The sequence below is a fragment of the Gilliamella sp. BG1 genome (assembly GCF_046635625.1).
In the GTDB taxonomy this organism is placed as follows: Bacteria; Pseudomonadota; Gammaproteobacteria; order Enterobacterales; family Orbaceae; genus Gilliamella; species Gilliamella bombi.
Window position 1 is genome coordinate 22,991 of record NZ_JBIDFG010000007.1, and the last position, 24,702, is coordinate 47,692.

The window sequence follows — 24,702 nt, forward strand, 5'->3', positions numbered from 1 at the left end:
AAAAACGTGATATAAACTCAACAGATTCGCGTTTTTAGTCATATAAAGTATTTTTTTATGAAAGAGGAGTAAAAAATGGCCAAGCAAAGCCGCGCAGGAATGTTAGCTCAACCATCAGATCTTATCAACGTTGAAACATTACGCAATAACTATTACCAAATCCAACCTGATACGGATAATGCTAGCCAATTAGTCATTTTTGGTACATCAGGTCATCGCGGAAGCTCAAACAAAGGCACATTTAATGAAGCACATATATTAGCCGTTGCTCAAGCAGTTGCCGAATACCGCAAAGCGAACAACATTACAGGCCCTTGCTTTATTGGTCAAGACACACATGCTTTATCAGAACTTGCCTTAAAATCAGTGCTTGAAGTTTTTGTCGCCAACGAGCAAACGGTGGTTATGGCTCGTGATTGGGGCTATACGCCAACGCCAGTCATATCGCATGCCATTTTAACTTACAATCAAAACAAACAATCACAACTATCAGACGGCATTGTTATCACTCCATCGCATAATCCACCAGAAGATGGCGGAATAAAATACAACCCAACCAATGGCGGACCTGCGGATACTGACATCACCAAACAAATTGAAAACCGCGCCAATGAATTACTGAAAAACAAACTCAATGGTGTAAAACGTGTCACCTTAGACAAGGCTCTAAATTCAAATTACATCCACACCAAAGAATACGAAACCGACTATATCAACGATCTTGAAAATATCTTAGATCTCTCTCTTATCAAATCATCATCGCTCAAAATCGGTGTTGACCCATTGGGTGGTGCTGGTATCACCTATTGGCCACGCATTGCCGAAAAGTATGGCATCAACCTTAATATTGTTAATAACAAAGTCGATCCAACTTTCAGCTTTATGCATCTAGATCATGACGAAGTTATTCGTATGGACTGCTCAAGCTGTTGGGCTATGGCTGGATTATTAAAATTAAAAGATCAATTTGATTTAGCCTTTGGTAATGATACCGACTTTGATCGTCATGGCATTGTGACACCAAAAGGGCTAATGAACCCAAATGCCTACCTTTCAACCTGTGTTAATTACTTGTTCCAAAACCGTCCACAATGGCACAAAGATATTGCTATTGGTAAAACACTAGTCACAAGCTCAATGATCGACCGAGTTGCAAATAGCTTAAACAAACAGTACTTAGAATACCCAGTTGGTTTTAAATGGTATGCAGATGGGCTTTACAATGGTAAACTTGGATTTGCTGGCGAAGAAAGCGCAGGCGCATCGTTTTTAAGAACGAATGGTAAAGTATGGTCTACCGACAAAGATGGCATTATTTTATGTCTGCTTGCTGCCGAAATGACGGCTAAACTAGGCAAAAACCCACAAGAACAGTACCAAGAACTTGAAGATAAATTTGGTGTTTCTTATTATGGACGAATCCAAGCGCCAGCCTCGTTTAGTGAAAAACAAAAACTAGCCAAACTTGATGCCAGCCAACTAACCACCGACAACTTAGCAGGTGAAAAAATCACTCAATGTTTAACCACTGCACCAGCTAACAATGCTGCAATTGGTGGGCTTAAAGTGATAACCAAAAACGGCTGGTTTGCCGCTCGCCCATCAGGAACAGAAGATGCTTACAAAATTTATGCAGAAAGCTTTATAAGCAACGAACATTTAAATACGCTACAGCAAGAGGCGCAACAAATTGTGGCTAAAGCGATTAAATAACCGAAAAAAACAAACGCAATAAAAAACAGCAGCCAAGTAGCTGCTGTTTTTTTACATAAGTCTTTTATTAGAAAGATATCAAAACAAAAATAATATCAATATATTTTCTGAGCAATTTTTACCTAAAGCAGTGGGATTTTTTATATAAATAGCTCAAGTAGAATGCTGATTTTATTAAATTTTAAAGTAAATCAAATAACTATTGGTTGATTTTTTTATTGTGGTGAATTAAAAAAATGCTTTTGCACTTTATGCAAAAGCGTAAGCCTTCAGTATTGCTAGTCGAATCGCTTTTTTTGCTTTCAATCATTAAAGTACCCACAGCAAACTTTACCTATTTGAACTTATCTTTACGTTGGCTTTGTCTTTTATTAACACCATAACTTCTATCTACCATCTACACCTTACAAAGCATTAAAAACACAAACAGCCTCAGTACTGTCAACACTGCTCTTCCAGACAGAACGACCTGCTGGGCTTATCTCGTGCCAATAAATTATATTATCATGGAGATCTTTTTTCCTGTCACTTGACCAAAAAGAGGAGCCAAAACCCCCATCAATGTAATTATGCAAAGGTCCCCACTCTGTAAGAAATCCAGCTCCTATTCGGCGTTGATAATGTTTATAACTTGAAGACGGTTTAGCTCCACGTCCAGATTCACCTTCATTAGTCAAATCACTTGTCTGTGGAAGACGATAACCTATACTATTACACCAAGATTCTTGATTAGAAACTATATCTTTTTTATTTCGACTAACGAACCATTTCCTTAATTGAAATCCATATTTTAATACATTACCACGACTATCCTTACCCACTAATTCAAACGTTTGTGGTAAACTTGGCTTGGAAATTATACTGGGAGTGTCTGACTGTTTTTGACTACTCCTTGCTGCAGGCCCTGTTAATTTAACGCGTGCTACGACTTTCCTTCTATCGTCATTAGGAATCCATCTATCACTAGCTACAACATTTGTTACCGTAGCAGTTATTCCCCCCAAAGTAACGGCTTCCCAAGTCAACTGACCAACGTCAACTCCACCTATGATGAAATCAAAATATAAATTATCAGCTCCCGTTGTCGGGAAATTTTGACTGTATGAGTCTGAATGGGTTGATTGAACTAAAAATCCTTTTTTGTCGTTCCATATTTCGGCTGGACCAGCACTTAATCCGTCCCCCCAAAATAGATTCGGTCTTACAAAACAAATGGTTGGCGATGCCTTCGGTTTGATATAATATGCTACTTTACGACCTATAAAGGAGCTGGTGTTTGGTATGCCGTAATAAGTGCTTATATTACCGTCTGTACTACTTAATTCCACTTTATAAGGTGACTTGCAAATATCTAAAACATCATTACGATTAACTGCTTGACCATCACTATCGGTTATCCTGAGCGTTATACTTCCTGTTATTTTAACTCCACCGCTACCTTCTCCATCACCATCACCATCATCATCCCCCCAATAATGATAACGTGTCACTAAGCTGTCTATACTTACTGAATTGGTAGATGCTGGCACCAGCATATTAATATCAGCAAAACTTTGACCATCTATGGGTAACTCAATTGGCTTTGTAGACGAGGAACTATTAATTCTAGGTGTGATTTTACTACCATCGGATAATGTGATAGCCAATAGCTCATCAGTTGTTATAGCCTTAGTCCGACCTTCGTCAAATGTTAAATAAGGCGCACTACCCTGTATAACACCGCTTGTATGAGCCGTTAGTGCTTGAGAGTTCGATGAATACGATAATAACAACAACGGAGTCAAGGACCATACGCTTGAGAATGTAAAAATGAATTTTAGTTGCGGTATAAATAAATCCGCTAAATTCCCTAAAAAATTATCAGTTTGTAAGAGTTTTTGATAATTTAAAGTTTTAAGAGAATTTAAGATATAGGCCTGCCTATTTTTGCTCCTACGACAATAATCCATTATATTTCACCTATTAATGAATGTTCCATTTCATTTTTATTAACTTATTAAATAAGCTGATTTTCTATCAGCTGTAAAAGTATAATCTTTTGTGAAAATTTTGGCTAGTTTTTTGGCGGACTTTTTTGTAAAGAAATGTAAATAAATTTAAAGAAACATAAAGATAGAAATGATTCAGTTATAAAAATAGGTGAATTTTTTAACTAAATTATGATGTCTGATTTCAGACTTTTTGACTTTTACGGAATGGTTAATATTGCTGATAACATCTAAAACACAAACACGCCCAATAGCCCAGTTTGGCGTGCTAGCTTTACTTCGTTATCGGCATATTTTGGCGCTCTGATAAGGCAAACTTATTAACATTGTGGTGCTATAAGTGTGTTTCTTACTCTAAAATCGCTCAGGTAGACTATTGATTTTATTGTTATTTTTATTTTTCTTAAAAAGAAACAACTTTTTGATCTCTTTCCCTAATTGATGCAATATAGTATTCTAGTAGCTATTATTTGAACATACACCAAACCCAATACACCGTGCACACATTTATTTTGTCTTTACGTAAAGTCTTTTACAGCAGTAATCTTCTTTTTAGTCTTCGGATGTTAATTAGTTTAACTGGTTCGACTTTAGTTCCGTGGTATTTTGGGTATACTTCGCTAGTTATTCCCCTTACGCTTGGTGTAGTGGCAGCAGGTTTAACCGAGATCGATACACGTCTATTAAGCCGTTGTATTAATTTAATTCTTACATTGTTCTGTTTTACTATTGCCACTTTTTCAGTCGAGTTGTTATTTGATTATCCTGCATTTTTTATTATCGGTTTGGTCTCTTCAACGTTTATTTTTACCATGCTTGGTTCGCTTGGGCAACGTTACGGTGTGATTGCGTTTGGATCACTTTTAATTGCTGCCTATACCATGCTTGGGCATAATTTGTTTACCGATAATTACACCTTACCCTGTTTTTTGCTGTTAGGTGCGCTTTGGTATAATGTTGTTTCGTTAATTGAATCGATCATCCAACCTATTCGCACAACCCAACAATCGCTTTCTCAGTGTTTTATTGATTTAGCACAATATCTTGACGCTAAGGCGGCGATGTTTGATCCCGATGAGTCTGACGGTTTTAAAAAACAGACTTTGCAATTAAACAATAGTAATAATCAACTCATTAGTGCTTTTAATAACACAAAACGTTCACTATTTAATCGTTTGAAAAGCTATCGTGGACAAGCTTATATTAGAAAGTTACTAAGCTATTATTTTGTCGCGCAAGATATTCATGAGCGAGCAAGTTCAGCGCATGGACATTATCAAGCGCTTAGTGTGCATTTTAAACATAGTGATATTTTATTTAGATTTGCTCGTATTTTAAATTTGCAAGCGAAAGCTTGTGCGCAATTGGCAATGACAATTAAGTTAAATCAAACTTATCAACATGATCCGCTGTTTTCACGTTATTTTTCGTATCTTGAAGAAGCTATTAATCAATATCATGCTAGTCATAAAAGCGATATGCTGATGATTAAAGCTCTTAAGAGTTTACATCAAAATTTGCTTTCTATCGATCTGTTACTTGCTAATATTGATACCGAGCAACATTTGCCAAAAGCAGAAGAAGATAATCAGTTAATCGATGAAGAACTAACCAGCTTTTATGCTATTTTTGCCAAGATTAGAAACAATTTAACCATAAAATCGGCACTATTTCGTCATGCAATTCGTATGTGTGTGGTGTTTTTTGTTGGTTATATGGTGATTCATTTTTCCGATTTACAGCATGGATATTGGATTATTTTAACCAGTTTGTTTGTGTGTCAACCTAACTATTCAACTACAAAATATCGGTTAAAATTACGCGTAATCGGTACCATTCTAGGGATTATTGTAGGTATTCCGTTGACGTTTTTATTTCCAAGTGTTCCTGAGCAGTTGGTGTTGATTATTATCACTGGTTGGCTGTTTTTTCTATTTAAAAATTCACAATATGCTTACGCTACTGCGTTTATTACGTTACTGGTGTTTTTTAGTTTCAGTTTAATTGGCGAAAGTAGTATTCAAGTTGCGGTCGCACGTATTATTGCAACGTTAATTGGTTGTTTTATTGCATGGTTTGCTGTGAGCTTTATTTGGCCTGACTGGAAGTTTAGAAATCTACCTAAATTAGTGGATCGTGTTTGCCATGACGATAGCCATTACTTAGCGTTAATTGGTCGTCAGTATTTGACTGGTAAAACTAATGATGTTATGTATCGTTTAGCTAGGCGTGCGGCGCATGATAGTAATGCAGATTTGTCGTCATTAATTAGTTTGATGACTAAAGAGCCGCATATGAATCCAGTTGTTATCGATCAGGGATTTCGTTTGTTAACACTTAATCATACGTTGATTAGCTATCTTTCGACTTTAGGTGCGCATCGCGATAAACCTCTTTCAAAACAGACTTTCGATCTATTTGATGATTTGTCAGTCTATATTATTAATCTATTAAGCATTAAAAAGATCGACGGTGAATACCAAGCTATTAAAAAATCCGTCACCGATTATATCGAAACTATTTCGGCTGTTTCAATTGATGATGATAAAACAAATAATGATCTGTTAGTTATGCAACAATTGGCTTTGATTTTGGATATTTTGCCTGAGGTTGTCATGCTTGCAAGTGAATTGGAACATTAAATGGTTTAATAAGGGAATTGACCTTTAAACCACATTACTAGCATTTGAGAATTAATTCATTTATTCTTTTATTGATAAATAATGTTATATACCCAAAATATAAATTGAACCGTATTTTTGTATATTATCATCAATCCATGTTATAAAATCACCAATCATCTGTGAAAAAGAAGATTTATATTTGTAAAAATTATTTGTCATTTCTTGCAAATCATTATCAAAAATAAACTTAAAATCGTATAAGTCATGTTCAAGTTCTATTAGATTTAGAGAGTGATCAAGCTTCTGTTTAAGCTTGATTAATGATGATTTTATTAAGAACCACTGTTTTTTATTAACTTCCGTTTTCCCCCAATGCCCATGGTTTTGATACTTAGGTACATTGTTATATATAATACTTTCAATAAAGTTAAATGGGTTTTCTGCCAGATACTTTGACGTTTCATTCCAACAATAATCTTTAAAAGGAGGTATAACGAACTCAAAAATTAGCCCCGGCATGTTTTCTTTCAAGAGATTTTAACCTAAAATCTATCATGTAAATTCTTTCATATTAAAAATGTTATGTACACATAAATACCAGCATATTATTTTTTGATTACTATCAAGCCAACTAATCATATTAAATGTAGCAATAAATCAAAAAAAATGACCTAACGTAAAAATTCTAAGTATTTTACTATAATAATTTTAGTTAAATATGTTTCTCTACAGAATGAAAGTTATTATATATTATGATTATGTGGTGATGTCATTGAAAAGATATAGTTGTCATTAAAATTGAACTAAAATATGACGATATTTAAATTATTTCAATCGATTACTCGCTTGGTTATAAACTTCATTACGCTCTCTTTTTCCTATAGCGACAACAATAATAATTAGCACATTATCTTGAACTTGATAAACCAATCGATACCCAGATGCCTTTAATTTTATTTTGTAACAATTAACGATTCCTCGTAGCTTGTTACTTGGTATATGAGGGTTTTCTTTACATTTTAGTAGTTTTTTTGCAAATTGTTGTTGTATTGTTCGATCAAGTTTTTTCCATTCTTTTTCTGCATCCTTTCTAAACTTGATGGTGTATTTCATAAAAAACTTTCCAAATCAATATCAACGAGCTTTTGTTTTTCTCGCTCTTTAACTAATGCAATTAATTCTTGATCATCAATCATATCAAGCATTTTTTCGTAAAGTTCGGCTGGAACACAATAAAATGTAGGTTGATTTCTATTTAAAATTGCAACTGGCAAACCTTGTCCTGCATTCACTGTTGCCATTGGATTTTTTTTTAATTCACTGATACTTGCAGTTGTATCACTCAAAATAATATTAGGCATGATCATATACCCTTGTTTTGTTATGCATATTAAATATAACACCTTAAAGACCTGTTAACAAGTCTTATCAGTGCTTGTTACCCTTTAAAATAATTCTAATTATGTATTATTTATAGTACCAAACGAACCTTACGATCACACTGGAATATTAGTCTTATAACATTTAAAAACTTTATTTAGCATAAAAGAATATAACACTCTACTGAATAATAAACGCAAAAATACGCAATATTATTTTCTACTAGAGTTATGTAATAGCGATAAGGTATTTATATCATAAATCTTTCAGTTGTATTGGTAATTGGTAGTTTGTCTTTTTTAAAAGATAACACAAGTAAACTGCTTGTAAGATATGTGTTATTGCTATTTGTTGTTGACTGAGAATTTTATTTAAAACGGTACTTAATGTGTTTAATCCTAGAGTATCACAATCATATTGGATCGCAATTAATTGCTGTTTTTGATCAGTGAATAATTCAAGTCTTCCAGAACATACCATACTCTCAAGTATCGTTAAAAGTGGTTGAATAATTAAGGTTGAAAGTGAATCCGTCATATAGTGATTTTCGCCTAGATGCTTTTTATGCGCTAAATAATTATTTATAATAACATTTTGTTTAGAATTATTTTTTTTACTTTTATGACAGAAGTCTTCAAAATCAAGGTTTAATGTTTTGATATCTCCTGTTAGTTGCTCTTTGTAAAGCAATGCAAAAGGCTCTAAATCCAAAAAGTTGTCATTTTTTACACAATTGACAAATACGGTTAAGGGGTGATTGTTGGTTTCTAAAAAATTCTTTAAAACATCGATACGTAATTTTTCATATTCATCCCAAAAGAGACATAAAAAAAGGCTATTTCCATCATTATCATTTACTTGCCAAACTAAATTTTGTCGAATTTCATCTAAATAAGGTTTATTTGAGCTTGCTATATGAAGAATTAACATCTCATTAAGAGGTGAATCATCTAAATGATTATCTTGTAAATAGTCGCTCAGCATTGACCAATTTTCAAATCCCGCTTTTGATCTAAAATCCTGATAATTGTTATCATTCCACCCTGTTTCTTGTAAAGTAACAGTTGAACCATGAATCGCCAATTCGCCAGTATCTGATAAACGAGGGTGATGAAGCTTTATTGATTTTTGCATCAACATATAAGGAAATGTTTGCCATATTGACATACTGTTCCAAATCATTGTGCGATTAAAATTGATATCGTTTTTATAGGATCTGGCTAATGTTGTTTCTTGGTATTGTTGTTTTTCAATATCCCAAAAGTAGAAAGTTGCACCAATGGCACCTGTTTTACTTTGCCACCAACGACCGCCTAATGGTAATAGCTCAAGGGGCTGTGATTCTGTTTTATATTGGCGTTTTATCCTACCTCGCAATTTAAAAAGTTGTTCACCTTGATGATGTAATAGCATTTCGGTATAGGCTTGTATCTGCCCTAAAAAAAGAAGTATATCTTGTTCTTCAACCGCAAAATGCCGTTTGGCAAGTAACTCAACCAATTGACTAAGATGCCGAAGCATTGCAGCCAGACGAGGTAATCCTTGAGATCTTGCTGACATATTAAGTAATTGTAATTGATCAGCTTGATTATGACTCACATGAGATAAACCTTGATTGATAAGATTACAAATATGCTGTTGAATCTGTTTAATCAAAGTAATTTCATCAGCAGAAAGCTGATCACTTTCATGTGTTATGCTTTGTCGATATTGGATTGGCCACGGCCATGTTTTGTTGTTTTTTTCAAATAGATAAGCAATAGCTGCTAAATGTATTGCCATTTTTTGGTTTGTACAGAAAGTTGAAATCATTCCATCAAAGCCAGTACCCGCCATATAAATAATAGGTGTATCGCTTTCTGGTACAATAATTCGTATTTGTGAATCTTGGTATTCTATCGTAACTAAATGATTTTTTTGCCAACTACACGCAAATTGATAAGCTTTAAAAATATTGTTTTTTCCTGCTTTTTTTAAAAGTTTGGAGGCATCTAATGACAATAATTCAGTTAACACGTTAGCTAAAGGTCTTATTGTTTCAAGCTGTTTTGTACTTATTTTATTATCAGATTTATGCAAATCATTAGATTGATCTAGCGACTTAATTTGATTTTCATCATCAATTTTATTGCTATCGGTAATAGAATGTTCTAACAACGAAGCATTTGATTGTAGCCATAAAACAGCCGATATAATGTGCTTACAATGCCCGTGAGCAAGACAATTGCAACTTGCGGCTTGAATACCTTGAGCAGGTAATCTAACTTGCTGACCGTCTGCATTGAATTCTAAATAATCTTCATTGTTTTTTTCAATTAATTTTACTTTGTTAGCCTCGATATCTTTACGAGCACGGCGAACTAAGCCAATATTGGCATAAAGTGCCAATGACTCTTGATCATAGTTTAAATAGATATGTTGCCAACTCATTGCATAACCTCAGCTAGCCAAGCAGCAAAGTGTTCTGGTGTTAATGCCGCAATTTGCATACCACGGTTAGCTAATTGCTGCGATATTTGCAAATCATAAACAGGATCAGCATTATCATCTAGCGCTGCTAAACCTAACATTTTGACTCTATTGCTGTTCATTCTTGAAACAGTTGCATAAAGGTGAATTAATGCTCCTCCCTCACAAAAATCACTAATTAATACCACAATTGTTCGTTGTGGATTTTTAATTTTTTGTTCAGCATAATTGAGCGCTTTGGCAATATCAGTTCCCCCCCCTAACTGAACTGTCATTAAAACTTCCACAGGATCATGGGCTAAGTGAGACAGATCAACAATTTGAGTGTCAAAAACAAATAAATGTAAATTAACAGAAGGTAATTTAGCCATAATGCTAGCACAAACAGCAGAATAGATAATTGAACTATCCATTGAGGCGCTTTGATCAACACATAAAATAATATCCCAAGGTAATTGTTTGTTTGCACGGGAGTTAAAAATCGCATTTTCAATAATCATTTGTTGTTTTTGTTGATCAAAATGTTTCAAATTAGCCTTAATTGTTGCACGCCAGTCAAAATTTTGGTTACAACGTATTTTGGAACGACGAAATCGATTCCTTTTACCTATCAAGGCATTAACAAAATCGGATTTGATTTTTTGTAAAATTTCATCAACAACGTTTTGAATCAGCTCTTTAACTGCCAAATAGACTTCACTTTTTAATTGCCCTCTTAAATTCATTAATAAACGCACAGAGTTCAAATTCGGCTCTAACGCTTTAATAACATTAGGATCGTTTAAAATTCCTTGCAGTTGATAACGGGCAATCGCCTGCTGTTGCATGCGTTCAAATGTACTTTTAGGGAACAGTTTTCGCGTTTTATTGAGCCAATTTACTGTGTTAAATACAGAATTTTCATTGCCACCAGGTGAAATCTTTTTTCTAACACTATCCCTACTATCTTCATCACCTATTTTTAAACCTCGCTTGCGGTATTCATGCTGATAAAGATAATTTAATGTTTGTTCTAAGTTATGATCATGTTGGTTAAATGTCGCCTGATTAAGGTGTCCATCTGCATATTTTCCTAATATCAATCGCCATCGCTTAACATGAGCAACATTTTTTTTATCAATGATTTTTTTATTGCCGATCATGCTAAATCCTTACTGTTTAAACCAATCTTGTAGTTGTTGTTGATGAATATATTGGGAGATAGATAATTCCAAAGAAAGTGTTTTTTGCAATTCTTCTTCACTAAATCTATATTGCTCAATACTCATATCTTCTTTTTCAGCACTATATTTTTTAGAAATTTTTTCGGCAATTATCGCATTTTGTTTCGGTGTGAGTTGCGTAAATGCAAGTCGTAAATCAGGAAGTATTTCGATAAATTGATCTTGTTTCCAATTTGCTAATAATTCATCAAGGCTTGTTAATAATTGTGAAGAGTGGATAATTAATTCGGGTGCACATTGCATTATCCCCATAAAATAGCTACTTGCCTGTTCATATTGGGATCCTAACTCAAAAGCCATTTTTATTTTGTGGTCAAATTCTGATTGGCTAATTTGAGAGTCCAAATAAGCAATACTATCAATAGCGCCCCGAATCAATGGCGCCTCGCTTAATAACGGTTGTAAACGATGTAAATTCAGGTAAAAATCCTGTTTCAACTTTTTCGCATCTAGCTTATCTGGTAGATTATTTATTAAATTTCTAAATAATAATAATGTTTTTAAATTTTCTTGCTGTTGCTCTGTATCGGATTGTTTTAATGTATCAAGTAAGAAAAAGGCTTGTTTTGGTACTTTAGCTAGCAATGCTAACAAAGTTGAACTGACATTAAGTGCTAAAAAGTCCCGACCTTGCCATAAATAGAGTAAACGATGCCCACAATCCACTAATGACAATAAATTACTGTCAACTTCTAAGAATGATGATAATTTCACTAATAATTGAGAAAAATAGGTTTGTAATCCCATTAACGCCGCTTGTATCACCCCTTTTACTGCACACAAACAAGATTGTGCCATTCCATCTTCTGTTAATTGCTCTATTGACTGTTGTAGTTTTTGTATAGCAATCTGTTCAAGTTGCGTGCCTTGCTCTGACAGCTCAATTAACCTAGCTTCAACCATTGGAGTCCATAAATATTGCCAATCTTCAAACATAATGGTTAACCTTGTTCCATATTGATAATTTGGTCCGTCAAGACGATTAGCAAATCCAACGTCCAAAAAGGCCAGTAGATGTAAAAATCGACTTCGTTGCCGATGTTCTGGGTTACGGTAAATATCAATATGGGTAGTTTTAGGCAATGTGTCGTCGAGCTTAAAACGGTATTTTTTAAGTGTTGAATAAACTTCATTAACAAGTGGTGGTGAGGCTATATCATTAGGAATTTGTCCTAATTGATTTCCTGATAAGCTACGATAAACTATTTGCCAAAAATCACTGCGTACATCGTGAATACTTCCTTTGATAAAAGCAGATTGAATACCATCAAGCAGATCATAACGACCTGGACCATAATGACCTCGAAGTTCAGCTAATAAACAGGCTTGTTCAATCGCCGACTTTAAAGGGATAAAACCAATTGCATCACTACAATTTTGCTTTTCTCTTAATTTATCAGTAATAATCGATAAAAAATCAATCAATTGTGTTTTTCGATAACATTGGGTTGTTTGCGGTTGGTTAGAATTTTGTTCATAAGCTAGCATTGATTGCCAAGATTTTTGGTAATAAGCAGGAGAATTCATCCCTGCTGTATAACCATTTAATGCATCAAGGCGATCAAAACTATAACGAATAAGCCAAGTTCGATCCCTGTCGCCACTTTTCTGCTGTCGATTAAATCGGGTAATATCGGTTCGTTTGGGTAATAGAAGCTTGTTTTGCCATAATCCTTCAAATAATGCTAAAGTATGGAATCCGCCTGTGACCACCACAATTTTTGCATCGGGGGTCGATTTTTTTAATCGCCCAATTGCGGTTAACATGTGCTGTTCTCGTTGGCTCGATCCTTCAGCTTCAAGTGATGATGAATCGTAATCAAGCCTCGCCATTGCACACCAAATAAACGTATCTTCAAAAAATGTTTGCCAATCAGCAAGATCGGTAAAATTTCTTAATTCAAATAAATGCTCCCAAACTTCGTCATGATCACGGCAATGTAATTTCTTAGCCAATTGAGTAATGTATTGGCTATGCTTTAGATAGGTTTCAGAAAGTAATGATTTGCTCTGCAATGATGTGAATTCTTGAGTAACTTGTTCTGCCCAAGGCAGATCAATAAATTGAATTTTTGCATTGTATTGTTTTGCCAATTGCATTGCTTGCCACTCTGGTGAGTAACTACAAAATGGATAAAATACGGAGCGAGTAATTTGATGCGATGGCGAGTTAGTCTTATCATCCTCTTTATATTCTTCACTATATTCTTCATTCTTCTGAAAGACAACTTCGTCTACTTGAAGATCTGTTTGACAAAGTATAGCAATGGGTGGCTCTGTCTTATTATTTAGTAGTTCCTCAAGTTTTTCTGAAAAGCTAGCAGGTGCTTCAATCAAAATATGAGTCGGTTTAATTTGAGTAATCAACTGTCGCAAAGCATAACTACAAGCAGGACTATGATGGCGTACTGGAGCAAAATAGATCTGTGCTTGTTGTAATGCATCTCGACATATCAAAGCATTTTGTAGACGTTGTGGTAATGGTGAGCTTCCCATAATGATTATCTATTTATTATTTCCAGAATTTTTTAGACACCTGGTAGAATGAATGCCATACTGATGAGTTTTTGGCTCTTTCTCGCACCACATTATCCATATAAAATTGAATTCGTTTAATATCATCAGCATTGTCTTTTAAAACTACACCAATAAGCTGTTTAGCAATATGTCCACCCTCAAGGGTGCCCTCATCAAAATAATAGGCATCTAATGCTGAGGCATAAACAATATTGACAGCTTCTGCTGTTGACATCACCGCATCAGGTGTTTTCAGATTAGTGCCTGCTTGTGTTTGCCCCTGTCTTAACTCTTGAAACGTTGTTACTAATAGTTCAATGACATCGACTGGAATAATGATCTGCGATTTTAGTTCACCTAATTCCTGGTTAAGTTGCATTTTAATTAATTCTATTTCAAAGTTTTTATCAGTAATTGGGTTAACGGTTTCAAAATTAAAGCGACGTTTTAATGCAGCCGACATCTCATGTACACCGCGATCTTTTAAATTTGCCGTACCAATAAGATTAAAACCTGGTCGAGCGCTAATTTTAGCATGTTGTCCCATTTCTGGAATCATCATTTGCTTTTCTGACATCAATGACACAAGTACGTCTTGAATTTCAGGAGGACAACGTGTTATTTCTTCAAAGCGCACAATTTTACCTTGCTGCATACCGTGGTAAATTGGCGAACCAACTAATGCTCGTTCAGTTGGTCCTTCTGCTAATAATAAAGCATAATTCCAAGAATATCTGATATGATCCTCATTTGTCCCTGCCGTACCTTGAATAGTTAGGTTTGAATCACCACTGATTGCTGCAGCTAGCAGTTCAGATAACATCGATTTAGCTGTACCTGGTTCGCCAACTAACATTAAACCTTGTTTACCAAGCAAAGAGACTATTGCTCGATCAACAAGAGGATCGTCACCAAAAAATTTGCGGCTGATGCCAATTTCTTCATTACCTAAAATAAACGTTCGTACCGATTTTGGTGATAATTGCCAACCTTGAGGTTTATTGTTATTACTATCCAATTTCAGCAACTTATTTAACTCTTTAGCATAACGTTGTTCTGCACTTAAGCGAATGGCTTGTGTTTGTTTTACCATAACCCTTTCTTCTCCCACTCTGGATCAAAACCGCTTGAGGCATTAGCAACAGCCATATAATCAGCATAAGCTTCTGCTAGTAATACTGGCGGCACATCGTTGATATCAATTGCATTACCGTTTTTCCCTTGCTTTTTACTAAAATATAGATTGTAAAGTACAACGGGAATATTCTCTTCTGGCACATAGCTACCACTAAATTCAATATTGATATAAAGCTCAAGCTCGCTAAAATATTTATAATAGCCGTAAAAGCAAGCACCATCTTCTATATCGTCTCGTTTATACCCTTGTTTAATTAATATATTTCGTATTGTAAAACTGTCTGTTAGCCACCCTTTACGATCATCAATAATATTTTCTTCAACATGGCTAACATCAGGCAACGAATGGTTAAATTGTGTAAGTAGTAGCGGAACTTTGTAATCTGCAAGATGTTTTTGCCATGTTTTCACTACTTCGTTAGTTAACAATGCACTATGTGCAACAGTAACATCGTTTTCTTTATTAAGCGTAATCTCATCATCATTTAAATCAATTAAACTGCCATCTTCGGTTGGACGAAAACTCTTTATAATTACCCCTGATTCATTCACTTCAAGCCATACTAAATGTTGAATTAATCGATTCATAATGGGATGGTTATAGAAATATTCTTGCCACTCTAAAACTGACCAACGTCGTTGCAAACACATGGCTTCGTATAGCCGCGTTATTTGTAATTCAATTAACTGTTTCAGCTCTTTTTTACTATTACTAAATTGTTTTTTTGCTTCTTTAACAAGTGTTTCATCTTCAGATTTTCTTGCTTCGGGGAGTGTTTTAATTTCTTTACCTTCGGCGTTTTTTAATACAAATTTAAATTTATCATCTAATGTAGCTGTAAAAATTCGCTCACCATAATCAAGGCTCAGTACGCCCGATTCATCTAAACCTGCTGTTGGAATGGTGCGATCAGCCAGTTCATCAGCCGTCCACTGTTTTTGCTCAGCGATTTGGTTAATCAATAATTTTGCCTTTTTTTGCACAGACTGCGTTCGATAACGACGTGCAATTGATAATAAAAATTGAATAATAAGCGGATCGTCACTAACGGCTATTGATTCCAGCATGGCTTCAATTTGTCCACGCCTGATTTGATAGTTTTTAATATAGTTTTTTATTATCGATACGGCAGTATTACCTTGTATGCCTCCAATTAGTGATAATATCCCCTTTGATTTAATAGCTGAACCAATCACACGGGAAAGCACTTCTTGCTTTATCATTTCGAAAGCTTCGCTTAAAGTCATATTTTCATATTGACCATAATACTCAGGATAACGGTTTGCATAATTTAAATAATCTTTCAAACGCTGTTTTGCATTTAAGTTTGCCTCTATTTCGGCTTCTTCAAGTGTTGGGGTTAGTGTGTCTTGCTTAATAAAAGCCTGTAAAATAAATACACCTAATTCGTGTTGACTTTTGATGCTTAAAAGTCGGGTATAAATGATTAATAATGGATTAGCAGGCTCTTTTAATTTTATCGCAAGCCAAATCCACCAAGTGATAATTTGAGGGGCAACCACCTTACCATTTTGCCAAGTTAATGCTGGAATTAAGCTTTCATCAAGCCATTTGGCATCTGCTGGTTTTTTGCCTGTTAAGCCTTTTTGTGCATCATCTAATAATTTCGTTGGCGTTAAATATTGGTTTATATTTTCACCTAAACTTTCAAGCGCAGCTAATAATGTTGCTTGTACAGATTCAGATTTCTCTTTGTTTAGCGCATTATTCAGTGCTTTAATTGATGATTTCTGTCCTAATTTTACCAACCACTTGGCAGCTAAAATACGCTGAGCTTGTTTGGTTGATATTAATGCCTCTTCCACTCGGTAATGAATATCAGGCAACATACTCAATGCTTTTTGTGCTAATAAACGTAATGATTGAGTTTCACCTAATGCCAGTTCAAGTAAATAAGTCACATATTTAGCTAGTAACTTCGGGAAAAAAGTTAATATTTTTATCCCTCGCTCTTTCTCAAAGAAATAATCACTGTTTTGCAGTTCTTGATTTGGCAGTAGTCCTAATGCTTCATCAAGATAAACGGAATTTTCGGCAAAAAATGGCCAAACTAAATTAGGATCGACCTCAGCTGTGGTTTCATAATAATAATTCATTAAAAATGCGGCAGCGATGGTACGTTTCGCATCTGGCACATAATCTATTTTATTCATGACTTCAACTAACTGGCGTAAATCAGTACGTAACAAGATTTCATGATGAGAAAAACTTAAACCTAAATAAAAGGAATTAGGCTGATGATGACAAATTTTTTCCGCACGTAATAAGTGGTAAAGATTAAATTCAGGTAACGATGGCAAGCGCCCTTTATTCAAAATAACATCATAAATTAATTTATTTTTTATATCCGCCTGTTTGATATCACCTTTACCATTTAAACAATCAAAAATCGCATCTAAATCAGTAACAGTAATTGTTTTTAATTGCGCATAACGCTGTTGTTCAGATGTAATTTTGTAACCATATTCTTGGTTATATTGAATTTCCTGTTCTGCTTTCTTTTGCTGTTGGACTAATATTTCTTGGTAGTTTTGTTGCAAAATATCTTGCGCTTTAGAAGGTAAATTAACTTCAACGATCGATTCAAAAGGAGGAATAATTAATCCGATTTCTTGCTGTTTAGCATCCTCATTGACACTTAATCGTGATAAAGCCCCTTCGATGGTTTTTATTACGGTTTTATTCGTCTGACGGGTTAATGCTTCTTCTAAAATCTTGCGATTAACAGATAATCTAACTAATAAGTTTATCGCATGGCAACGTTGCTTAGGTGTTCCTTGATCTAATAAAACTTGTAATTCAGCTTGTATTATGTCAATAGGTAAACTTAGTAACAAGGTTGTTGCTAACTCACTGATTGCTTTTATATTACTTGTTGATTGTTTTACAAGCAAATCAATCACATCTTGTTTAAGTTTGTCTTGATTAGCAATATATTGTAATTGCTGTAATTGACCAACTCTAGATAGCCCCTGTTCAGGCAAGGTTTTAAACCATTCAAGATGTTCATAAATATAGGGCAATAAACCATTAATCATAAACACATAATAAAAACACTTTAAATAAGATTCTGGTGTTTGTTGACGGTCAAAAATAGCAAATAATAGCTGTTTCCCTAGCCCTTTTTGTTCTATTTCGAGCAATTGATGTAATTGTTGAACAGACCAATTTTGACGTTCAAGAATAATTTTTTCAGCACTTTGATTATAGCTAAACAAAGTTGAAACCAATCCATCTAAAAATAGATATAAAAACCATAATGGTAAATTTGGCGTGATCACATCAATATTTTTTTGTTCTGAATAAACGCGACTTTGCTGCATATTTTCAATATAGGTTGCTGCCAATACCTTACCAAAACGGATAATCTGTTCTGGCGTATAGTTATCCGTCCATTGTTGATAAAATAGCGCTCTTGCTTTTATTGGTTGTTTTTTCTCAGTGGAATAATAAATGATATTAGTCGCACCTGGAAAGCCTAGGCGCCCATAAACTCGCTTTGCATTATTATACGTTTGTGATAATTGATTTAAATCCTCTAAAACTAGAGGATCTTGACCTTGTAAAATATATTTACAAATGCGCTCAGGAATCAATTTATCTAACCCCCGCAAAATCTCAAAACACGCTAATAAATTGCGCTCATTATTGTCAACAGTATCCTTTACCATATTAATTTATCTTCCCAATCAGGATCAAAGCCACTACACGCATTTGCAACCGCCATATAGTTAGCATAACCTTCAGCGAGTAACACTGGAGGCAATTTATCGAGAGCTATTGGTCTATCTTTTAAACCTGGCTTTTTACTAAAATAGAGGTCAAAAAGAGCAACAGGGATATTTTCTTCTGGTACCATGCTGCCACTAAATTCAATATTAATATACAGGTTAAGACTAGAAAAATACTTATAATAACCATAAAAACAACCTGCATCTTCAACATTGTCACGCTTATAATCCAATTTGGTTAAGATTCCACGTATCGTGAAACTGTCAGTTAACCAACCTAAACGTTCATCAATAATGTCATCTTTAACTTTACTTATATCTGGTAATGAGTGAGTCAATTGATCAAATAGCTCGGAGACTTTGTAATCTTTAAGATGATCTTGCCATTTTACTGTGATAGCACTTGGCAACACTGCAGAGTGGGCAAGGGCAATGCGATTACCTTCATTTAGTTCTATTTCTTCATCTTCAGTTGTAATTAAGCTACCATCCTCAGTTGGTCTAAAGCTGTTTACTATCTGTCCATTTTCATCTAATTCAAGCCAGATTAAACGTTGAATAAGCCGTCCTACGATAGGATGTGGCTGTAAGTATTTTTGCCAATCCTCTACTCGCCATTGACGCTGTGTACACATAGCTTCATAAAAGCGGGTAATTTGCATATTAAGCAATTGCGTTAGTTCTTTTTTACTGTTGGAAAACTGTTTTTTTGCCTCTTTCACTAAGGCTTGATCTTCGCTTTTTCGGGCTTCTGGTAAGGATTTAATTTCGTCACCATCTGCATTTTTTAAATGCCATTTAAACTTATCATCAAAAGTAGCCGTAAATGTGCGTTCACCATAGTCAAGGGTTAACACACCATTATCATCTAGCCCTGCGGTAGATATGGTGCGATCAGCTAGTTCATCAGTAGTCCAGCCATTGCGTTCTGCAATACTTTCTACCAATAAGCGGGCTTTTTCTTGTACAGATGCAGCACGATAACGGCGGGCAAGCGATAACAAGAGTTGAGTGATCAACGGATCATCACTTTGAGCAAGCGGTTCAAGCATCGCTTCAATTTGCGCTCGTCGTTGTTGATGATCTTTCATAAAACTACGTAATAACGAAACTGCAATATGACCTTTAATACCACTAGTTAATGCTAATAATCCTTTCGCTTTAATGGCTGAACCAAGATAGACTGCCAAAGCCTCTTTTTTTATCTCTTCAAATACTTGTTCAAAAGTAATATTGGCATAACTAGGGTAGTATTGAGGATGTTGCTGGTAGTAGCCAATATATCGCTGCAATCGCTTATCGGCTAATGAATTGGCTTTTGCTTCGGCATCTTCCACCGTTGGCATTCGCGTATCTTGCTTAATAAAGCTTTGTAAAATAAATTCGCCTAATTGCTGTTGGCTTTGCTGACTTAATAAGCGACTATAAATAATTAACAATGGATTAGCTGGATCTTTTAACTTGACCGCTAACCACGCCCACCATTCAATAATTTGAGGATCAACTACATCACCATTTTTCCATGTTAATGGCGGAATTAGATTTTTATCAAACCAGTCAAAATCAGCAGGTTTTTTACCTTTTAAGCCTTTTTGTGCATCGGTTAATAGTTTTTTAACGGTTAGATGTTGACTAATATCTTCGCCTAATTTTTCTAAAGCGACTAATAAAACAGCTTGTACAGTTTCGCGTTTTTCTTTTTTTAAGGCATTATTTAATGCTTTAATTGAAGATTTTTGTCCTAACTCTGCTAACCAATTAGCGGCGGCAATTCGCACCTCTTGCTTTGCTGATGTTAAAGCTTGTTCAACTTGGCAATGAATATTAGTAATCACACTTAAAGCGTTTTGTGCGGCATAGCGTACTTGTTTACTTTCGCCCAAAGCTAATTCAAATAGATAAGCAACATATTTAGTTGGAATATTTGGGAAAGTTTGTAATATTTTAATGGTACTTTCTACATCAACATTAAGATAAGACAAGGCTTCTTGTTTGGGAGCAAAACCTAAGGCCTCATCAAGCAAAAATTCGTTTTCAGCAAAAAATGGCCATAATTTGTGTGGTTCATTTTCATAGACATCGTGATAGGTATCTTTGGTTAAAAATGGCACAGCAACGACATAGGGCACATGCTGAGAATAATTGAGTTTTACTAATACATCTGCAATTTGTCTAAGATCTAATTTTTTTATAAATTCATTTTTTTCAAATAATCTTTCGAAATAATAAACGCCTGTATCTTTATCAGCTAATTGAGTCACTCGTAATAGATGAAAAAGCGTAAATTCAGGTAGATTCTGTAACCTTTTTTTGGCTAATAAAAATTTAATATCGATATTTTTATTGATTTTTTTGAGTAACGCCGAATATTCAATCTTACCATTTAAATAGTGATAGACATCATCTAAATCCTGTGAGGTAATCGTTTTTAACGTTTTATAGTATTTTCTTGCCCAATTATATGGAAGGTTATATTTTTTGTTATCTTCAACTTCTTTTTGTGCCGCTTTTTCACTTTCTATTAAATGTTCTTCATAATTTTGCTGCAAAATATCACGAGCAATAATGGGTAAATCAACATCATCGATTGGCTCAAAATCAGGAATTATCAAAGTTGCTTGTTGTTCGGCTGTATTTGCACTTTCAAGTCGTGATAAAGCACTCTCGATCGCAGCAATGACCGTTTTGTTGGTTTCGTTAGTTAAGGCTTGTTGTAAGATTGTCGGATCGGAGGATATTCTAGCCTGTAATGCGGCAGCATGACTACGCTGCTTAACTGTGCCAGCAGTTAACAAACGTTGTAAATGGGGCTTTACTATTTCGACAGGGGAACTAAGTAACATTTCAGTTGCTAGCTGATTGACTTGTTTGGAGCTATTTAATGACTGCACAGCAATAAAATCAATCAGTGGCATTTGTAGTTCAGGATGCTTTCGAATATATTTTAATTGTTCGACTTGCCCTAATATCGCAATATCTTGATTCGGTAATTGTTTGAATAATTCGATATGCTCAATAACATAAGGTAATAGACCATTAATCATAAAGAAATATTGAAAACAGCTGCGATATGTAATATTTTGGCGGTCAAATATAGCAAATAATAACTTTTTACCTAATCCTGATTCCTCAATCTCTAACAACTCATGTAATTGTTTAATTGACCAATTTTTTCGCTCATCAATCCGATCTTCATTGTCACAACAAATCGGTAACGTAGTAATCAATCCATCATATAACAGATATAAAAACCAAGAGGGTAACTCTGGAGTAATTAGTTTAATAAAACGTAAATTACCACATAACGCCGTTAAAACTCGTGCAAAACGGATTATCTGTTCAAAAGTATAATCATCAGTCCAACGCTGATAAAAGGCCATTCTTGCCTTTTCGGATGAATTGGGTTCGTCACAAATATTTGTATAATGAAGGTCACAAGGTCTTCGAAGTAACTCATAAAGTTTAGTAGCCGTGTTTGAAGACTGACACAATTGATTTAAATCAACTAATACATTTAGTTCATCACCCTGTAAGATATATTGAGTAATGCGCGTTGGCATGGTTTTATCCAGTTCTTTTACTGGGTCAAATATAGTGGTAATTAATTGTTGTGATGATAATTCATTTATTTTTTTCATATTCCTTTCTTCTCCCATTCTGGATCAAATCCGCTACATGCCTTAGCAACAGCCATATAATCAGCATAACTTTCTGTTAGTAACACACGAGGATCTTTGCTAATTTCAATTGTGTTATTTTTAATTGTATCCACATCACCGATAACAAAAGGTGTAACGCTTTAATAACTATTGACATTGCTCCTTTAGCCAGTTTATTTCTTGCGTCCAAATATCAGGATCAATGGTTTCTAAGATAAGAGGAATTTCGTCAATTCTTGGATCTTGCATAATATATTTAAATGCAGTTTCACCAATATTGCCTTTGCCTAAACTGTGATGGCGATCGACATGGCTAGCAAATTCGCTTTTAGCATCGTTTAAGTGCATACCTCGTAAGTATTGAAAACCAACGATTTTTTCGAACTCAGCAAAAGTTTCTTGGCAAGCTTGTTCGGTACGTAAATCGTAACCAGCGGCAAAAGCGTGGCAAGTGTCAATGCAAACTCCAACTCGACTTTTGTCTTCGACTTGGTCAATGATTTGCGCAAGATGTTCAAATTTATAGCCTAAGTTAGAGCCTTGTCCAGCCGTATTTTCAATGACAGCAACCACATTTTGTGTTTTGTCGAGCGTAATGTTTATCGATTCGGCAATGCGTGCTAGGCATTCATCAACCGATATTTGTTTTAGATCGCTTCCGGGGTGAAAATTGAGTAATGTTAATCCTAATTGTTCACAACGTTGCATTTCGTCTAAAAAAGCAGTGCGTGATTTTTCAAGCTGTTCACTATCGGGGTGTCCTAAATTAATAAGGTAACTATCGTGTGGCAAAATTTGTTTGCTGGTAAAACCATATTTTTCGCAGCGTTTTTTAAAGCTGTCGATGGTGGCTGTTTCAAGCGGTTTGGCGTGCCATTGTCGTTGATTTTTGGTAAATAACGCAAATGCGGTTGCGCCAATTTGATAGGCATTTATCGGAGCGTTATCTACCCCACCTGCTGCACTTACATGTGCACCAATGTATTTCATTTTTTGTCCTAATAACGTTGTTAGTTTATGATTAGCAGATAATTAGTTCAAGCCGCTATTACGTTGTAGCTGATCACGCAAATTAGGCGGTACACCTTTAATAACCAGTGAGTCAGTCTGTGGATCCCATTTTATACGTTCACCTAACAAATTTGAATCGAAGCTTAAGGTTAATCCGCCACCGCTGCCCGAGAATTTTTTAAGTTGGCGCAATGCACTACGATCAACGGGGAATGTGTCTTCTAAATCGTATTCACTATTTTTGACAAATTCAATAAAGTTGTTATCGTCACTTGTTGGTAGTTCGTTGGCTAGATTTTTTAGTTCAATTTCTTCACCAGCTTGTAATTGAGCTTGACAGTAATTGTAGACGCTTTCACGTGCGTTGGTTTTGTCTTGTTTGTCAAATTGCATTTCTTGGCAGTAATCATCTACCGCTTTAACCAGTGTTTTGTTTTGTGCTTTCGCATCTAATCCTTCATTAGCACCTAGGTAGTCCATAAAAAAGTCAGATACTTTTCGCCCTACTCGTCCTTTTAAAAAGGTTAAATATCGTTTTGAGTCGGCTTGGGTTTCCCATTCGGTCATGTCTATACGGGCAATAATATCGGCATGGTCAATGTCTAGATATTGCGTTTCGCTAATATCTAAGTCTTCATTAACTAACATACTTAAACAACTATTTAACACCGCAATAATTAAGTATTCAACCGCCAAATAACGATATTGGCAAAACACCACCGTTCCTCCTTCTGCAAAAGGATATTTGGCAAGTTCGTTGCGTAGTTGTTTGGTTGATTCTTGGCTGAAATGTAAAAAATCTTGATTGCCTAGTCGTAGTTCTTTTAGTGATTGTTCAAATAAGCTTTCGCTATTAAATAATCCATAGGCTTTGCTTTTGTTATTATAGATGCGGTTGATATCTTCAATTAGATTAACAACCGCTTGCTCGTTGTCGAGCATTGAGTCACGAAGTTGTAGTTCAATTTCGGTGTCGCTTTTTCTAATTAATTTATGCAGTATGATCTTTTCTATTTGTACGCTCATTGGTGAGGTTCCTATTGGATCGCTATAATCATTAAGGACATTATTTTATCAAAGCGCTGAAAAAGTGCTATTAACAATTTGCCAGTCTGTTAAACTAGCACAGTTAAATTGCATAAAATCTATACTGAAACGTATAGTTACCTGAAACTTTTTGACAAGATTTAACTACACGTAAGCGCAGTCGCGATAGCAAGGTTTAGAT

15 protein-coding genes are annotated in these 24,702 nt (G+C 34.9%); 2 read left to right on the forward strand and 13 right to left on the reverse strand.

All coding sequences use genetic code 11. The features are described from left to right. Window positions 1-75: 75 nt before the first annotated feature. Complete coding sequence (gene pgm / locus ACGH80_RS04655; protein ID WP_411630604.1) at window positions 76-1,713, forward strand: phosphoglucomutase (alpha-D-glucose-1,6-bisphosphate-dependent); 1,638 nt, start codon at window positions 76-78, stop codon at window positions 1,711-1,713. 404 nt (window positions 1,714-2,117) lie between these two features. Here the strand turns inward: pgm and ACGH80_RS04660 are convergent, their stop codons facing one another. Beyond that, window positions 2,118-3,497, reverse strand: coding sequence for a hypothetical protein (locus ACGH80_RS04660; RefSeq protein WP_411630605.1), 1,380 nt, complete (start codon window positions 3,495-3,497; stop codon window positions 2,118-2,120). A gap of 674 nt (window positions 3,498-4,171) precedes the next feature. Here ACGH80_RS04660 and yccS point away from each other — a divergent pair. Further along, window positions 4,172-6,343: a YccS family putative transporter gene (yccS, locus tag ACGH80_RS04665; protein WP_202983889.1), complete on the forward strand. Its 2,172-nt coding sequence runs from the start codon at window positions 4,172-4,174 to the stop codon at window positions 6,341-6,343. Window positions 6,344-6,427: 84 nt separating this feature from the next. Here the strand turns inward: yccS and ACGH80_RS04670 are convergent, their stop codons facing one another. The 12 genes from ACGH80_RS04670 to yejK form a co-directional block, all read right to left on the reverse strand. Continuing rightward, window positions 6,428-6,856, reverse strand: coding sequence for a hypothetical protein (locus ACGH80_RS04670; protein ID WP_411630606.1), 429 nt, complete (start codon window positions 6,854-6,856; stop codon window positions 6,428-6,430). Window positions 6,857-7,150: 294 nt separating this feature from the next. Next, window positions 7,151-7,438, reverse strand: coding sequence for a type II toxin-antitoxin system RelE family toxin (locus tag ACGH80_RS04675; RefSeq protein ID WP_065609762.1), 288 nt, complete (start codon window positions 7,436-7,438; stop codon window positions 7,151-7,153). Then, window positions 7,435-7,686: a type II toxin-antitoxin system Phd/YefM family antitoxin gene (locus tag ACGH80_RS04680; protein WP_065609784.1), complete on the reverse strand. Its 252-nt coding sequence runs from the start codon at window positions 7,684-7,686 to the stop codon at window positions 7,435-7,437. Before ACGH80_RS04680 ends, ACGH80_RS04675 begins: the two co-directional genes overlap by 4 nt. 274 nt (window positions 7,687-7,960) lie before the next feature. Continuing rightward, window positions 7,961-10,135, reverse strand: coding sequence for a hypothetical protein (locus ACGH80_RS04685; protein WP_174798101.1), 2,175 nt, complete (start codon window positions 10,133-10,135; stop codon window positions 7,961-7,963). Continuing rightward, a complete protein-coding gene (locus ACGH80_RS04690) occupies window positions 10,132-11,316 on the reverse strand; it encodes a VWA domain-containing protein (protein WP_085165278.1) in 1,185 nt (394 codons plus the stop codon). The genes ACGH80_RS04685 and ACGH80_RS04690 overlap by 4 nt, the downstream gene beginning before the upstream one ends. Before the next feature lie 9 nt (window positions 11,317-11,325). Beyond that, a complete protein-coding gene (locus tag ACGH80_RS04695) occupies window positions 11,326-13,893 on the reverse strand; it encodes a DUF5682 family protein (protein ID WP_411630607.1) in 2,568 nt (855 codons plus the stop codon). 16 nt (window positions 13,894-13,909) lie between these two features. Next, window positions 13,910-15,007 carry an ATP-binding protein gene (locus ACGH80_RS04700; protein ID WP_174798099.1) on the reverse strand — a complete coding sequence of 366 codons (1,098 nt, stop codon included), beginning with the start codon at window positions 15,005-15,007 and terminating at the stop codon, window positions 13,910-13,912. Then, window positions 15,001-18,744: a DUF4132 domain-containing protein gene (locus ACGH80_RS04705; protein ID WP_411630608.1), complete on the reverse strand. Its 3,744-nt coding sequence runs from the start codon at window positions 18,742-18,744 to the stop codon at window positions 15,001-15,003. Before ACGH80_RS04705 ends, ACGH80_RS04700 begins: the two co-directional genes overlap by 7 nt. After that, window positions 18,738-22,442, reverse strand: a complete 3,705-nt coding sequence (locus ACGH80_RS04710) for a DUF4132 domain-containing protein (RefSeq protein WP_411630609.1) — start codon at window positions 22,440-22,442, stop codon at window positions 18,738-18,740. Before ACGH80_RS04710 ends, ACGH80_RS04705 begins: the two co-directional genes overlap by 7 nt. Then, window positions 22,439-22,576, reverse strand: coding sequence for a hypothetical protein (locus ACGH80_RS04715; protein WP_411630640.1), 138 nt, complete (start codon window positions 22,574-22,576; stop codon window positions 22,439-22,441). The genes ACGH80_RS04710 and ACGH80_RS04715 overlap by 4 nt, the downstream gene beginning before the upstream one ends. Before the next feature lie 34 nt (window positions 22,577-22,610). Continuing rightward, window positions 22,611-23,453: a deoxyribonuclease IV gene (gene nfo / locus ACGH80_RS04720; protein WP_174798096.1), complete on the reverse strand. Its 843-nt coding sequence runs from the start codon at window positions 23,451-23,453 to the stop codon at window positions 22,611-22,613. Window positions 23,454-23,495: 42 nt separating this feature from the next. Next, complete coding sequence (gene yejK, locus ACGH80_RS04725; RefSeq protein ID WP_411630610.1) at window positions 23,496-24,500, reverse strand: nucleoid-associated protein YejK; 1,005 nt, start codon at window positions 24,498-24,500, stop codon at window positions 23,496-23,498. Between the last annotated feature and the right edge of the window lie 202 nt (window positions 24,501-24,702).